We start from the raw sequence: 14,212 nt of genomic DNA on the forward strand, positions 1-14,212 counted from the left end.
TAGCTCGTAGCTCGTAGCTCGTAGCTCGTAGCTCGTAGCTGCTGTTTAGCGCCCCGAAGCCGGCGCAGTCGTAGCTCGTGTCGTATTGCCGAGCGCAGCCCGTTTCAGCCCTCGTAGCGCTTGAAGATCGCGCTGGCATTCACACCACCAAACCCGAAGGCATTGCAGATGGCGTGCTCCATCGGCATCTTGCGCGACTCGCCGTGGACCACGTCCAGGTCCGCTGCCAGCGGGTCGGGGTCGGTGTAGTTGCGGGTCAGCGGCGCGATCTGATCGCGCAGCGCCATCAACGTGAAGATCGCCTCGACGCCGCCTGCGGCACCCAGCAGGTGACCGGTGGTGGCCTTGGTCGCACTGATTGCCGGCGAATGGTCGCCGAACAGCCGATGAATGGCGGCGAGTTCGCCCCGGTCGCCGACCGGCGTCGAGGTCGCGTGCGCATTGAGATGCTGAATCTCGCCCGCGTCCAGCCCGGCCTGACGCAGCGCAATCTCCATCGCGCGCGCCGCGCCGGAGCCATCCTCGGGGCCTGCTGTCATGTGATAGGCGTCTGAAGTCGTACCGTAGCCGACCAGCTCGGCGATCGGCGTCGCGCCGCGTGCCAGGGCGTGCTCCAGCGTTTCGATCACGATCAGCCCGGCACCCTCGCCCATCACGAAGCCATCTCGACCCTGATCGAACGGTCGCGAGGCCTGTTCCGGGGTGTCGTTGAAGTGACTGGAGAGCGCCTTGGCGGCCGCGAAGCCTCCCAGGCTGACGCGATCGATACAGGCTTCGCTGCCACCGCATAGCGCCACGTCGGCTTCACCGGCGTGAATCATGCGCGCGGCATCGCCGATCGCCTGCAGGCCGGCGGCACAGGCGGTGACCGGCGCGCCGAGCGGGCCCTTGAAGCCATGGCGGATCGAGACCTGGCCACAGGCGAGGTTGGCCAGAAACGAAGGGATCGTGAACGGCGACAGTCGTCGCGGCCCGCGGCTATCGACCGTGCGCACCGCATCGGCAATGGCGGGGAAGCCGCCGATGCCCGACCCGATCAGGGTCGCCGTGCGCTCCTTCTCGGCTTCGGTCTGCGGGAACCAGTTGGCCTGGGCCAGCGCTTCTTCCGCCGCCGCCACTGCCATCTGGATGAAGCGGTCCATCTTGCGCCGCTCCTTGGGATCCATGGTCGCGTCGGGATCGAAACCGGCGCTGTCGTCCGCGATGGTCGGCACCGGGCCACCCACGCCGACGGCCAGGCCTTCGACGGTCTCGGCCGGCAATTGGCGTAGCCCGGAGGCGCCCGACAGCAGACGCTGCCATACCGTCTCGATACCGCATCCCAGCGGCGAGAGGATTCCCATACCTGTCACTACGATACGTCGCATGACGATGTCCTTTCAGTCATTGATCGAATCACTCGCGGTGCGAGTCTGGCGCCAGTCGGACGCCGCCTCCATCGTCGAGTCGGAAGAAGTCTTGCGCTCGAACGCCTCGCGCATGCGCTCGACTCGCGCGTGAACCGCCGGTGTCGCGTCGGGTCCCGGCGCCATACGCACGTCCCCTGGCGCCAACGGCCGCTGCTGGAGGCGGTCGTAGACAATCGGATCGACGGGCTGTTGCGACCGTCGGTCGATCAGATAGAAACCGTTGGCTTCTATCGGCAGATGGCGCTCGCCCCAGCGGTAAAGCATCAGAATGACCGGCGCGAGATCGTGCCCCTTGGCGGTCAGATGATATTCATGGCGCGGGGGATGCTGCTGGTAGCAGCGTCTTTCCAGAAGCTCGCTGGCAACCATACGGTCCAGGCGCCGCGTCAGCATGCTGGACGCGATGCCCAGCCCGCGCTGGAATTCGTCGAAGCGCCGGGCTCCCTGCATGGCGTCACGCAGGATCAGCAGCGTCCAGCTGTCGCCGACGCACTCCAGCGCGCGGGCCACGGGACAAAGAGCGGAAATATCGTGAGTCACTTTCATTATGGAAGCGACTTTACCGAATTTCCCAGTCCAAGGGAACGCCTGCGAAGGGACCTCCGTTCACGAATGGCCTGCGTCAATGTCCATCATCTTCTTGGCTACGCAGCGCCAGTCGCATGCGCAGACGCGCCAGCCACTCGCCGTGACGCTCGACACGATCCTCGCCCAGTGTTTCCCAGCCCCGGGCGATCAGCGATGGCGCCAGCACCAGACTCGCTTCGATCGATACCTCCCGGTGGCCGGCGTCCCGCAAGGCATCGACCGACAGCGACAGCAGGCGCGAGCCCAGACCCTGTCGGGCGACCGAAGGCCAGACGTAGAGCGTTTCGATACGCCCGGCGGTCATGTCGCGTTCGCAGAAGCCGACACAGTGACCGTCGCATTCCGCGACCAGCGTCGCATAGATGGCCTGGCGAGCCATCCAGGCCTCGGCGGTTCGCGGCAGAGCCATCGACCAGGCTCGGCGCTGGGCAAGGTTATACTGGCCGGCCGCGCCTTCCATGATCGCGTGATAGAACACCTCGGCCTGATCCGGCGCGTCCTTGGGCAGCGCCTGACGGAAACGGGTCCGCTCGAGCATCGTGTCCTCTCCCGGATCGACGGCCGCGGCGCGGTTCTGTCACGCCGCCATGCCGTCGACCAGCTTTTCGAAACGTGGAAACCGCAGGGCGATATCACTCGCCGTGGCAATCAGGTCCGGCGACTGCGCGTTGCTCAACGTCAGTACCAGGAAGTCGGGTTCGGGGCCGATATCCAGCCAGTGCGGCAGATCCGCGGGGACCGAAATCAGATCTCCTCGATCACAGCCGACGACGTAGACGCGACCGTTGAGATGGAAGTAGAAAATGGCCTGGCCTCGCAGGAACAGATGCCAGCTCTCCTCGTCGTTCGAGGACTCGGTGCACAGCAGCTCGCGCCTGAGCGCCAGATCGGGATATTGCGGGCTCATGCCGCGCAGGTCGCAGTATCGGCGTCCGCTCAGCTGCTGGATCTCGGTTGCGGTTTCATTGTTCAACATCACCAGTTGCTGCTGCTGAATGCCAACCGGCACCTCCACCAGCTCACGCCGATCGAAATAGACTTCGATCGAACTCAGCTCTAGCGAGATGCGATAGGCGTCATGGGTGGTCAGCAGCGGCTGGTCGCTATCCGCTTCGTGATAAACGTGCAGGAAACTCATCCAACACCTCTCCTTGGTATCATGCGAGTTTTCGAATTGCCTTCGTGCCCTCGTGAGAGCGCTCATGCAGTATGGCACCGTTATGAAATTTCACCTCTGGAACCGATTTCACGATGCGAGCGCCCAGACTTCCTTCCTCTGCGACCGATGACGCTTTCACGTTGGAGGCGATCGGGCATGTCGCCAGCGATTATCCCGACAAGTTCGGAATTCCGCGGCAACCCGGGCTGGCGCCGTCTGCCCGCGCCATTCTCTACCTGGCAGCGCCTTTCGATGATCCCCTCGCGGTCGAGGGCCTGGAAGCGGTCACCCATCTGTGGCTGACCTTCGTCTTCGATCGCAGCCCGCAGAGCTGGACGCCAAGGGTGCGGCCGCCACGGCTGGGGGGCAATCAGCGTATCGGCGTCTTCGCCAGTCGCAGCACTCATCGCCCCAACCGGCTCGGTCTGTCGCTGGTCGAGCTGGTCGATGTGGAATGCACGCCAAAACCCTCTCTGGCACAGGCACCGATTGTTGGCTCTCGCCTCGCCGAGCAGCGGAGCCGGGTCAAGCTTCACCTGCGGGGACACGATCTCTGCGATGCCACGCCCGTCGTCGACATCAAACCGTACCTGCCATGGGCCGAGTCTCGTCCCGATGCCGACGCCGGTTTCGCCCCCGCGCCACCGCCCCGGCATCGCGTCACGTTCAGCCTCGCGGCGAACGACGCCCTCCAGCGGCACGACGATGGCCAGTCGCTGGCACGGCTGATCGACGAGGTGCTGGCACAGGATCCGCGCCCTGCCTATCACGGCGGCGCGTCTTCACCGTCTAACCGGGACGACACCGCGAGGTGCTATGGCGTGTTCCTGCGTGACGTCAACGTGCGCTTTCGCGTCAGGGACCGTGACGGTAAAACCGAAATCCACGTGGAGGCGATCGAACCGCGCTGACCGGTTCAGCGCAGTGGTCGCTCGAGCACCAGACTGGCGGGCTCACCGGGAGTGTCTTCCAGCGTACCGACTTCGCCGAATCCCAGTTTGCGCAGGACGCGCAACGACTTTTCGTGCTGCGGGCGAACCAGGCCATAAAGTGCCTCGACTGCCAGGCGCTCTGTCGCGAAGTCTATCGCGCCCTGCCCCATCTCGGTGGCATAGCCTTTTCCCCACACGGCGGGGGAGAATCGATATCCCAGATTGACGATCCAGCCCCAGCCCTCTTCTTCCGCCCAGCCAAGACCGCCAAATCCGATGACGATCCCCGGCTTCGCCTTTTCCTCGATCGCCCAGACCCCAAAGCCATGGTTTTCCCAGTGTTCCCTCCAGCGATTCAACACCTGCATCGAGACCGAAGCATCGGCGTGCGGGCCGGCCGGATTGAACCGGTTGGTTTCAGGGTCGCCGTAGATGGCGAAAAGTCGCGTTACGTCTGCAAGATCCGGCTGTCTCAACGTCAGCCGATCGGTTGCGTAGTGCTTCATGGCCTACCCTTTGATTGACGTATCGATGACTGGCGCGCCGATGCCATCGATCTTCGGCACTGGTCAGCGAGTATCGATCCCGCTAGGCTGGCGAGCTTCGATGAATGACGGGAGTGTGTTGATGAGAGTGCCTTCGCTGCGACAGTCGCTGATTCCCTTTTGCCTGTCCGCCCTGACCCTGTTCGCCTTGCCGGCTCTCGCCGATGCCGATCATCCGCACGTGCGTCTGGAGACGAGCCAGGGCGACATCGAGGTCGAACTCGATCCCGAGGCGGCACCCAAGACGGTGGCGAACTTCCTGCGCTATGTCGATGAAGACTTCTACGCCGGTACGATCTTCCACCGTGTCATGCAGGACTTCATGATCCAGGGCGGCGGCATGACGGCGGATCTCGAGCAGAAAGAGACCCATGCGCCGATTGCGCTGGAGAAGAGCGGCATCGACAACACCCGCGGCACCCTTGCCATGGCACGTACCGCCAACCCGGATTCGGCGACCAGTCAGTTCTTCATCAATCTGGTCGACAACGGCGCGTTGAACTACCGCGATCTCTACAACCCGGGCTACACGGTATTCGGTCATGTGGTCTCGGGCATGGACGTCGTCGACAAGATTGCCGGTACACCCACCGGACGCCAGGGGCCGCACGCCGACGTGCCCAAGACCCCGATCACCATCGAAGGCGCCGAGCGCATCGACTGATGCTGTCGGTACTCTCTACGTGAAGCGCCCCCGGATAGCCAGGCTATCGGGGGCGCTTCGTCGTCCGTGGCTTCGAAGAGGCCGGATCGATCAGAAAGTCATGCCGAGACGGCGCCCCACCTCTTCATAAGCTTCGATCACGCCGCCCAATCCCTGGCGGAAGCGGTCCTTGTCCAGCTTCTCCCGGGTCTCGGCGTCCCACAGCCGGCAACCGTCCGGCGAGAACTCGTCGCCCAGCACGATCTCGCCGTCGAAGACACCGAACTCGAGCTTGTAATCGACCAGCAGCATGCCGCCATCGAGAAACAGCTGCTTGAGCACGTCGTTGACCTGGAACGTCAGCGATTTCATGGTCGAAAGCTGCGCTGGCGTCGCCCAGCCGAAGGTCTCGGCCAGCGACTCGTTGATCATCGGGTCGCCCTTGTCGTCGTTTTTCAGAAACAGTTCGAAAGTCGGCGGATTCAGGGCGATGCCCTCCTCGACGCCGAGACGACGGACCAGGCCACCGGCGGCGAGATTGCGCACCACGCACTCGACCGGGATCATCTCCATCTTCTTGACCACGCATTCCGTGTCGGACAGCAGCTGCTCGAAATGGGTGGGAATGCCCGCCGCCTGGAGCTTCTCCATGATGAAGGCGTTGAACTTGTTGTTGACCAGCCCCTTGCGCTCGAGCGCTTCCTTCTTCTTGCCGTCGAAGGCACTGGTGTCATCGCGAAAGTGCAGGACAAGCCGCTGCGGGTCGTCGCTCAGATAGACCGACTTGGCCTTGCCGGCATAGAGAAGATCGCGTTTTTGCATGGGGCTGTCTCCGCGTCGCGGCCCTTCGGGGCAGCAGGTTCGTGAGGTTTAGGGGTGAGGCAGGGTGTAGTGTCTGGACGGTTTGATGACAACGTCATGCCACCTGCTGCCAGTCGATGCCGCGATCCTGGGCCGAGACCAGCAGTCGCGATTCATCGCCGTCGAGCAGCGGCACCAGCGCCTCCAGCACCCGCTCGGGGTGATTATTTTGCGCCGACAGGTGCGAGCAGACAATCCGCTGCAGCCGATCGAGTCCCAACTGACGCAACAGATCTGCCGCTTGACCGTTGGCAAGATGACCCCAGCGACCGGCGACGCGGCGCTTCAAATGGGGCGGATACGGACCTTCGGCCAGCATCCGCGGGTCGTGATTGCATTCGAGAAACAGCGCATCGCAGCCGCTGAAGGCATCGACCACGTGCGACGTCGGATGGCCGAGATCGGTCAGCACGCCGAGACGCCGGCCGTGGGCCCGAAAGCAGAACTGGATCGGCTCCCGGGCGTCGTGGGGAACGGTGACCGGATCGATCTCCAGCCCGCCGATGGCGAAACGCCCCTGCGGCACCAGCAGATGATGGCTGGGGACGTCGCCCAGCTTGCCGGAAAGCCAGCTACCGGCGCTGAGATAGACCGGCAACTGATGACGCCGGGCGAGCGCGCCGACGCCGGTGATGTGATCGCTGTGCTCGTGAGTCACCAGTACGGCCGCCAACTGGCGCGGATGGACACCGAGCCGCGCGAGACGTCGTTCCGCCTCGCGCATCCCGAACCCGCAGTCCACCAGCACCAGGGTCTCGCCGTCGCTGACCAGCGTCGCGTTGCCCTTGCTGCCGCTGCCCAGCGAGGCGAAGCTCAGTCCGGGTCCAGAGCCGGGTCCAGAGCCGGGCCCCGGTGAGCTCGACCCTGGTGAGCCGAGCCCGGCTGACGCATGCAAGCCGGGCGTGGAACGCGACGACATCAGCGCAACGTGGACGCGATCGCGTCGAGCAGCTCCCGTGCCGCAGCCGACGCCACCGGCTGACCCTCGGCATCGGCAACCGTTACCACGGAGTTGCCGGCGGTCGAGTCGAGCTGCAGACGATAGTGTTCGGGTTTCGGATCGCTGCCGAACCAGTCGAACCAACCACCGCCTTCGGCGTTCAGCGGGAGATAGTCGACGAAGAATTGACCGGCACTGCGATTCTGGTCGGTGAGCGTCAGGCGATCATCGTCGAAACCGTTCTGCAGCTGATAATAGAGCTCGGACCAGGCGCGCTCGCTATCCAGCGCCAGATCGAGCTCCCAGCCGCCGTCACGATTGCGCAGCTTGACGCGTTCGCTCTGATCGAGTGGCTGCGCGGCCAGCGACACGCCGCTGTCCGCCGTATGGTTATTCTCGAGATAGGCCTGGACCGAACTCAGGCACTGGGTGCTGCTGCCGATATCGCAACGCACTTCGCTGGTACCGCTACGCAGGCCCTGACGCAGACTCAAGCTGCCCTGTGCCGTCTCGATGCGACCACTGCCGGCGTTGATCGCGGTCGGCTGGACGCCGTGATCGACGGCAAACCCTTGCAGCCGCGGCCAGACGCTGGCCGGCGCGGCGTCGACCAGCAGCCAGCGCTCGCTCCCGGCCTCGCGCATTTCGACATAGGCCTGCTCGTCGCCCTGGCCTGAAGCCAACGGCTGCGGGCGCGGCGCATCATCCACCGCATCCGCCGCCGAAAAGTCGCTGTCGGCCTGGGGAACCGGCATCGAGTCCTGATAGAGAACCCGATTGCGTGAATCCGGTAGATCCAGCGGCTTGGCCATCTTGGCGTTCTGGTACTCGTCGTTGCGGTCGTAGTAATAACCGTCCTGAAACAGACCGCAGCCGGACAGGGCCAGCGACGAGCACAACATTAGAGGCATCCATTTGAGGATGGGCTTCATGCATCCACCTTTAATTCGAAGCAATGGGCTGATTAGGCTCTGTACGAACCCTGGCGATTCGATCCACGTCGGCAGGTTCACTTGATGTTGATACCCGCGAGCTGCAGCGCTTCGCCGACATTGCCGTAATAGCGTTCGGACAGCCAGGTCAGCGGCAGACGAATGCCGGTGTCGGCGTAACCCATGCGGTTGAGGCCCCACTTGACGGGAATCGGATTGGATTCGATCCCCAGCGCCGTATGCAATGGCGCCAGACGCGCATTGATCTGGTGGGCTTTTTCACGCTGACCGCTGGTCGCCGCGACACACAGATCGTGCATCGCCTGCGGCGCCACGTTGGCGGTGACGGAGATATCACCGTGGCCGCCCATCAACATGAAGTCGCAGGCAGTAGGATCGTCGCCGGAGTAGAGCGCGAAATCGCTGCCTTTGAGCCGATCGATCAGCTCCTCGGCACGCTCGAGGTTGCCGGTGGCATCCTTCAGGCCGACGATCCGCTCGAGTTCCGCCAGCCGGAAGACCGTCTCGTTATAGATATCGGAGCAGGTCCGCCCGGGGACGTTGTAGAGAATGATCGGCAGCTCGCTCGCTTCGGCAACCGCCTTGAAATGCTGATACAAGCCTTCCTGAGTCGGCTTGTTGTAATAGGGCGCCACCGACAGACAGCAGTCCGCACCGACTTCACTGGCATAACGTGCCAGCTCGACCGCCTCGGCCGTGTTGTTGGCGCCGGTGCCGGCGATGACCGGAATCCGACCGTTGACCTCTTCGACCACCGTGCGAATGACGTCGAAATGCTCGGCGAACGACATGGTGGTGGGCTCGCCGGTGGTGCCGGCGGCAACGATGGCGTCAGTGCCATGGTCGAGATGGAAGTTCACGAGGCGACGCAGCGCCTCCCAATCGATCTCGCCACTGGCTTTCATCGGCGTCGCCATGGCAACGATACTGCCTGTGATCATCTTGCAGCTCTCTCTTTGAGGCCGGATGGCGGCCGGCCGCTTGTCTCATCGGGATCGAATGGCCAGAAATCAAACACCGGCCAGACGAATCGCCCGTGTCCGGCTCATGGCGCGCCTCATGCAACGCTCGTGGCGCCTGCCCAGGCCCGATCCTGCAACCCCCAGATGGTACTCAGGCAGCCCCGGCGTGTACAGCCGCCAAGCCGGCTACCGGCCAGATTGGCCTGCGGCCGATCACGACACCACGGCAACGATGACCAGGCATTGACCGCCAGGATCGGCTATCGTTCGCCATTCACTTCCCGGTTTCGGAGCAACCCATGACACTCAGCGTTGGACAGCCCGTCGACGACTTCTCCGCCGAAGCCACCGGCGACACCCCGTTCCGGCTCGGCGACTATCGCGGCAAGCAGGTCGTGATCTACTTCTATCCCAAGGACAGTACCCCCGGCTGCACCACCGAGGGCGGCGATTTTCGCGACCGGATCAGCGAGTTCGAAAAGGCCAACACGGTCGTCTTCGGGGTTTCGCGGGACGGCCTCAAGTCCCACGAGAACTTCAAGGCCAAGCAGGGCTTTCCGTTCGAGTTGCTCTCGGATCGTGACGAGGCCATCTGCCGCCAGTTCGACGTGATCAAGCTCAAGAAGCTGTACGGCAAGGAGCACCTGGGCGTCGAACGCAGCACCTTCCTGATCGACGCCGACGGCAAACTGGCCCGTGAGTGGCGCGGCGTCAAGGTCCCCGGCCACGTCGACGAAGTGCTCGAAGCGGCGCGCGAACTCAACGCCGAGTAGACGCCCTCCTCGCCTCAGCGATCTTCCGTCAGCAGGCTCTGGCCCGATTCGCCTCGTGGCCAGGCCTGTACCAGCGCCTTGATCAGCGTTGCCAGGGGGATCGCGAAGAACACGCCCCAGAAGCCCCAGAGTCCGCCGAAGAAAAGCACCGCCAGGATGATCGACACCGGATGCAGGTTGACCGCTTCCGAAAACAGGATCGGTACCAGCACGTTGCCGTCCAGCGCCTGCAGGATGGCGTAAGCGACCAGCACGTACAGGAACTGGTCGCCAACCCCGAAGTGGAATCCCGCTACCGCGGCGACCGGCAGCGTGGCCACCGCCGCGCCGATGTAAGGCACCAGCACCGACAGCCCCACCATCAGCCCCAGCAGCGCCGCGTAGGGTAGACCGAAGCCCCAGAAGACGATGAACGCCACGCTGCCGACGATGATGATCTCGATCGTCTTGCCGCGGACGTAGTTGGCGATCTGATCATCCATCTCTTCCCAGATGCGGGTCATCAGCGTGCGCTTGCCCGGCAGCATCGAGAGCAGAAAATCGACCAGCCGCTCGCGATCCTTGAGCATGAAGAAGACCAGGATCGGCACCAGTACCAGATAGATGATGACCGCCATCAGATTGCCCAGCGACGCCAGCGAGAAGGTCAGCGCGCGCTGACCGAGCTGGGAGGCCTGCTGGCCCGCCGTGGCGATCCAGCCCTGGATCTGATCTGGGGTCACGATGGTGGGATATTTCTCCTGCATCTCGCCCAGCCAGAGCTGGCTGCTGGCGAACATGCGAGGGGCTTCTTGAACCAGCTCGACCAGCTGATTCCAGACCAGCGGCATGACGATCAATGCCAGCGCCAGCAGTGCCCCCACAAACAGCAGGAAGACCATCCCGACGGCCAGCAGGCGCGGCAACCCTCTACGTTCCAGCCAGGACACCACGCCCTGCAGCAGGAAAGCGACGACCAGTGCCGTGAAGAACGGTGCCAGGGCGCCGCCTAGCCAGATGACGACGGCAAAACCGCCGATCAACAGCGCCAGCAGGACGATGGCTTCCTCGTCGGAAAGGTAACGCTCGAACCAGTGACGCAGAATGCCTTTCAAACTCATGCCAGCGCTTCTCCATCGGCCTTGCGTAACCAGTAGCGATACACGCCCTCCGCCGCCTCACGCTCGATCAGCGTATGCCGACTATGCTCGACGAAGCTTTCGAAATCGCGCCACGAACCTGCGTCGGTGGCGATCACCTCGAGCAGTTGCCCGGCCTGCATGCCGGCTAGCGTCTGTTTGGCCTTGAGCAATGGAAGTGGACAGCGCAAACCGGAGGCATCCAGTCGGCAATCGGGCGCTTGAGACATGACGAATCCCGGAGTTGATGGGCAATGAATTGATAGATGAATCGAAAGTTGGTTAGCCTGCCACCGGGCCGGCTGCATCGCTCGCTGACTTTGGGAAAACGTCCAGGCAACCTCTGTGCCTGGCCGCGGTCGAAGGCATGATAACCCAGACCGCTGGCGGTCAGCGTGGCTTTCGCCCGCGTCGAATGGCGGCCCTTGTAGAGTCTTTGTCCGCAGCGAGGCTTTTGCCTGTATCGTCTCCCGGGGTGGCGCTGATTTGCCCGCGCTTATTTTTTGGTCACACTTGAGCTTCTGCCTGACCTGAGCTTCTGCCCGAATGAGGACCGACACTGTCAGCATGACCAACCAACGACTGACATCATTCAAACGGCAATTGTTGGCCGTCTCGCTGCTCTCCGCAACCCTGGCCGGCGCGCCCCCGGTTGCGCAGGCCGAACAAGGCTATCAGCTTCCGGATCTCGGCAGTACCAGCGTCGCCGTCACCACCAATGACGAATATCGCCTGGGCCGGGCCTGGCTTCGCCAGTTCCGCGCCCAGACCGATCCCTGGCATGATCCGATCACCCAGACCTATGTACGTTCGATGCTGGCCAAGCTGGTGCCCTACAGCGGCGTCGACGAACGACTCGTGGTCACGCTGGTCGACAGCCGCCTGTTGAATGCGTTTGCCGTGCCCGGCGGCGTTGTCGGGGTCAATGCCGGCCTGTTCACCACCGCGCCCAACGAGGATGAGTTCGCCTCGGTACTGGCCCACGAGCTGGGCCACCTGGCTCAGCGTCACTATGCGCGACGCATGGCCCGGGTGGAGGAGACGCAGCTGCCGACCATGGCGGCGATGCTGGCGGGGATGATCTTCGCGGCGGGCGGCGGCGGCGGTGCCGGAATCGCCGCCATGATGGGCACTCAGGCCGCGTTCATTCAGGATCAGCTGGCCTACTCCCGGCGCTTCGAGCAGGAAGCCGATCGCGTCGGTCTCAGCGCCATGGTCAAGGCCGGATACGACCCGCAGGCGATGCCGGAAATGTTCCGGACGCTGCAGAAGCTCGCCTCTCTTCAGGGCGGCAATCCGCCGGAGTTCCTGCTGACCCACCCGGTGACCGAATCGCGCATCAGCGACACCCAGGCCCGAGCCGATCAGCTGACCTCGCCGCCCCACCACGACGACCCGACCTACGCCATGATCCGGGGCCGGGCGCTGGCGATGCTCAACCAGGGCAACCCGACTCAGGCCATGACGGTACTGAAGCAGGACGACCCGCCGGCCGCCGCCGTCAGCTATCTCCAGGCGCTGACCGATGCGCGACAGTCGCGCACGGACGCGGCGCTGGCGACCCTCGACACGCTGGCGAAGAACTACCCTGACCTGTCGATGATTCCGGCGACTGCCGCCCAGATTGCCTACGACGCCGACCGCCGAGAAGAGGCGCTGACCCGGGCGCAACGCATTCTGCGAATTTCTCCCGGCTATTACCCGGCGCAATGGGTCCAGGCTCAGACGTTGGTCCAGACCTCTCCGTCGCGGGCTTTCGACGTACTACGCGACATGAGCGAGCAGTACCCGGAGGACCCCGACGTGTTCGGCCTGCTGTCCGAAGCCGCCGGGCGCAGCGGTCGGGATGCCTGGGGCCAGCTGGCGCGCGCCGAGCAGCTCCAGCTTCAGGGCAACATCGACACCGCCATCCGTCAGATCGACTCCGCCGAGAAGGTCGCCAAGCAGAGCGGCGACTACGCCATGGCCAGCCGCATCGAGCAGCGCCGCAAGGATTTTCTGGGGTATCGCGAGACCATGCGGAACTTCTGATTCGTCAGTCCAGGGCACGCGGCCGTCCCGCTGCTCGAACGGCCCGCCTGAACAAGCGGAAACCGCTACATCAACCCGAACTGGCCGCCCCGGGCTGGCGATCCAGGTGCGCGACAAGGGCATCGAAGAACACCATCGGATCGATCACTATCCTGCCTTTCGGCTTGGGGGCAGCGGCGTTCTGAGCGATCACGATGTCATGAGCCGGGTTGATGTAGACGAGCTGGCCATGGATGCCTCTTGCCGCGTAAGCGCGATCCTTTCGCGAGGGCGGCGTCCATGCCGTCCACCACATGAAGCCGTAGTCCACGGTTTCGCCATCGGCGAGCGTGGTGGGCCGCGTGGCCTCGGCCATCCATCCGTTGGGCAGCAGCGGCTCGCCGTCGACCTTCCCGCCCTCGAGCATGAACTGGCCGAAACGGGCGTAGTCTCTCAATGTGGCGCCAATACCGCTTCCACCGACCTCGATGCCGCCGGCAGACTCCAGCCACCAGGTGGCGTCGCTTTCCATACCGTAGGGCTGCCAGAGCTTTTCCGACAGATAGTCGGCCAAGGGCCGATTGACAGCCGCGTGGACGAGTTCGGCGAGAATCTGGGTTTCCCCGGTACTGTAATTGTGAACCCGGCCCGGTTCGGCAGCCCGAGGCAGCGCCGCCATCACGGCCATCGCCCCACCCGGCGCCTGGGCGACCTGCGCCCTGAGCAGCGAGCGTCGATCGGACTCGGGATCGGTATAGGTCTCGTTCCAGGCAACTCCCGAGGCCATCATCAGCAGATCGCGCAGGCTCACGCCATCGTAGGCACTTCCCTCCAACAGCGGCACGTAGTCGACCACCCGAGCCCCCAACCCCTCGGGGATCAGTCCGTCCCGAATCGCCATGCCGGCCAGCGTCGAACAGACGGACTTGGCGACCGACATCGACATCCAGCGCGTATCCGGCGCATTGCCCCGCTGATAGGTCTCATAAAGGACGTTGCCCCGGTGCAGGACCAGAAGCCCGGTGACATTGTTCAACGCGAGGTAGTCGTAAAGGTCGTAAGGCTCACCGTTCACCGTGGCCACCCAACCCTCGAGGTTCTGCGAGATCGGCGGCAGCGGGCGTGGGCGCCCTCCGGCCGCAATGACCCGGGAAGGAAACAGTCGATCGATATTGCGGAAAGTGCTGACCGCCAGATCCGGGACCAGCTGGCCCCCGTAGATCTGCTCGACGCTGCCGACAGATTCGTTGGCATGACGGTAATCAGTGGCCGACCGGGGCGGTTCGGATCGAGATGGGCGTGATGGACTGGAACAATCG

At 63.9% G+C, this 14,212-nt stretch carries 16 protein-coding genes; 4 read left to right on the plus strand and 12 right to left on the minus strand.

Features of this window, described 5'->3' with window-relative positions; translation table 11 throughout:
* Positions 1-104 precede the first annotated feature (104 nt).
* From fabF to BTW08_RS17025, 4 genes are all read right to left on the minus strand, one after another.
* Entirely contained in the window at positions 105-1,367 is a 1,263-nt protein-coding gene (gene fabF, locus BTW08_RS17010) for a beta-ketoacyl-ACP synthase II (RefSeq protein ID WP_075563698.1), read from the minus strand.
* Between the two features lie 12 nt (positions 1,368-1,379).
* Positions 1,380-1,955 (minus strand): helix-turn-helix domain-containing protein, encoded by a 576-nt coding sequence (locus tag BTW08_RS17015; RefSeq protein WP_075563699.1) that lies wholly within the window; start codon positions 1,953-1,955, stop codon positions 1,380-1,382.
* Between the two features lie 76 nt (positions 1,956-2,031).
* On the minus strand, positions 2,032-2,535 hold the full coding sequence (locus BTW08_RS17020) for a GNAT family N-acetyltransferase (RefSeq protein WP_075563700.1): 504 nt from the start codon (positions 2,533-2,535) through the stop codon (positions 2,032-2,034).
* A gap of 39 nt (positions 2,536-2,574) precedes the next feature.
* Positions 2,575-3,135: a hypothetical protein gene (locus tag BTW08_RS17025; RefSeq protein WP_075563701.1), complete on the minus strand. Its 561-nt coding sequence runs from the start codon at positions 3,133-3,135 to the stop codon at positions 2,575-2,577.
* Positions 3,136-3,248: 113 nt separating this feature from the next.
* On the opposite strand from BTW08_RS17025, the gene tsaA reads away from it, so the two are divergent.
* Positions 3,249-4,067, plus strand: coding sequence for a tRNA (N6-threonylcarbamoyladenosine(37)-N6)-methyltransferase TrmO (gene tsaA / locus BTW08_RS17030; protein ID WP_075563702.1), 819 nt, complete (start codon positions 3,249-3,251; stop codon positions 4,065-4,067).
* Positions 4,068-4,072: 5 nt separating this feature from the next.
* On the opposite strand, the gene BTW08_RS17035 is transcribed toward tsaA, so the two are convergent.
* Positions 4,073-4,594 carry a GNAT family N-acetyltransferase gene (locus BTW08_RS17035; RefSeq protein ID WP_075563703.1) on the minus strand — a complete coding sequence of 174 codons (522 nt, stop codon included), beginning with the start codon at positions 4,592-4,594 and terminating at the stop codon, positions 4,073-4,075.
* 121 nt (positions 4,595-4,715) lie between these two features.
* On the opposite strand from BTW08_RS17035, the gene BTW08_RS17040 reads away from it, so the two are divergent.
* On the plus strand, positions 4,716-5,297 hold the full coding sequence (locus tag BTW08_RS17040; RefSeq protein WP_075563704.1) for a peptidylprolyl isomerase: 582 nt from the start codon (positions 4,716-4,718) through the stop codon (positions 5,295-5,297).
* Between the two features lie 90 nt (positions 5,298-5,387).
* Here BTW08_RS17040 and purC read toward each other — a convergent pair whose 3' ends face one another.
* The 4 genes from purC to dapA all read right to left on the minus strand — a co-directional run bounded on the left by purC (position 5,388) and on the right by dapA (position 8,971).
* Entirely contained in the window at positions 5,388-6,098 is a 711-nt protein-coding gene (gene purC / locus BTW08_RS17045) for a phosphoribosylaminoimidazolesuccinocarboxamide synthase (protein ID WP_075563705.1), read from the minus strand.
* 94 nt (positions 6,099-6,192) lie between these two features.
* Positions 6,193-6,954 carry an MBL fold metallo-hydrolase gene (locus tag BTW08_RS17050; RefSeq protein ID WP_075563712.1) on the minus strand — a complete coding sequence of 254 codons (762 nt, stop codon included), beginning with the start codon at positions 6,952-6,954 and terminating at the stop codon, positions 6,193-6,195.
* Between the two features lie 101 nt (positions 6,955-7,055).
* Complete coding sequence (gene bamC / locus BTW08_RS17055) at positions 7,056-8,009, minus strand: outer membrane protein assembly factor BamC (RefSeq protein ID WP_075563706.1); 954 nt, start codon at positions 8,007-8,009, stop codon at positions 7,056-7,058.
* Positions 8,010-8,086: 77 nt separating this feature from the next.
* A complete protein-coding gene (gene dapA / locus BTW08_RS17060; RefSeq protein WP_075563707.1) occupies positions 8,087-8,971 on the minus strand; it encodes a 4-hydroxy-tetrahydrodipicolinate synthase in 885 nt (294 codons plus the stop codon).
* Positions 8,972-9,291: 320 nt separating this feature from the next.
* On the opposite strand from dapA, the gene BTW08_RS17065 reads away from it, so the two are divergent.
* The gene (locus tag BTW08_RS17065) at positions 9,292-9,765 is read left to right on the plus strand and encodes a peroxiredoxin (RefSeq protein ID WP_075563708.1); all 474 of its coding nucleotides are present in this window, start codon (positions 9,292-9,294) and stop codon (positions 9,763-9,765) included.
* 14 nt (positions 9,766-9,779) lie between these two features.
* Here the strand turns inward: BTW08_RS17065 and BTW08_RS17070 are convergent, their stop codons facing one another.
* Positions 9,780-10,865, minus strand: coding sequence for an AI-2E family transporter (locus BTW08_RS17070; RefSeq protein ID WP_075563709.1), 1,086 nt, complete (start codon positions 10,863-10,865; stop codon positions 9,780-9,782).
* Entirely contained in the window at positions 10,862-11,113 is a 252-nt protein-coding gene (locus BTW08_RS17075) for a sulfurtransferase TusA family protein (protein ID WP_075563710.1), read from the minus strand. The genes BTW08_RS17070 and BTW08_RS17075 overlap by 4 nt, the downstream gene beginning before the upstream one ends.
* 337 nt (positions 11,114-11,450) lie before the next feature.
* Here BTW08_RS17075 and BTW08_RS17080 point away from each other — a divergent pair, with 337 nt between their 5' ends.
* Positions 11,451-12,914: a M48 family metalloprotease gene (locus BTW08_RS17080; RefSeq protein ID WP_075563711.1), complete on the plus strand. Its 1,464-nt coding sequence runs from the start codon at positions 11,451-11,453 to the stop codon at positions 12,912-12,914.
* 70 nt (positions 12,915-12,984) lie between these two features.
* Here BTW08_RS17080 and BTW08_RS17085 read toward each other — a convergent pair.
* Positions 12,985-14,212 (minus strand): serine hydrolase (locus tag BTW08_RS17085; protein WP_210403270.1); only part of this gene is annotated, 1,228 nt, incomplete at its 5' end.

Source organism: Salinicola sp. MH3R3-1 (assembly GCF_001937155.1).
Taxonomy (GTDB): domain Bacteria; phylum Pseudomonadota; class Gammaproteobacteria; order Pseudomonadales; family Halomonadaceae; genus Salinicola; species Salinicola halophyticus.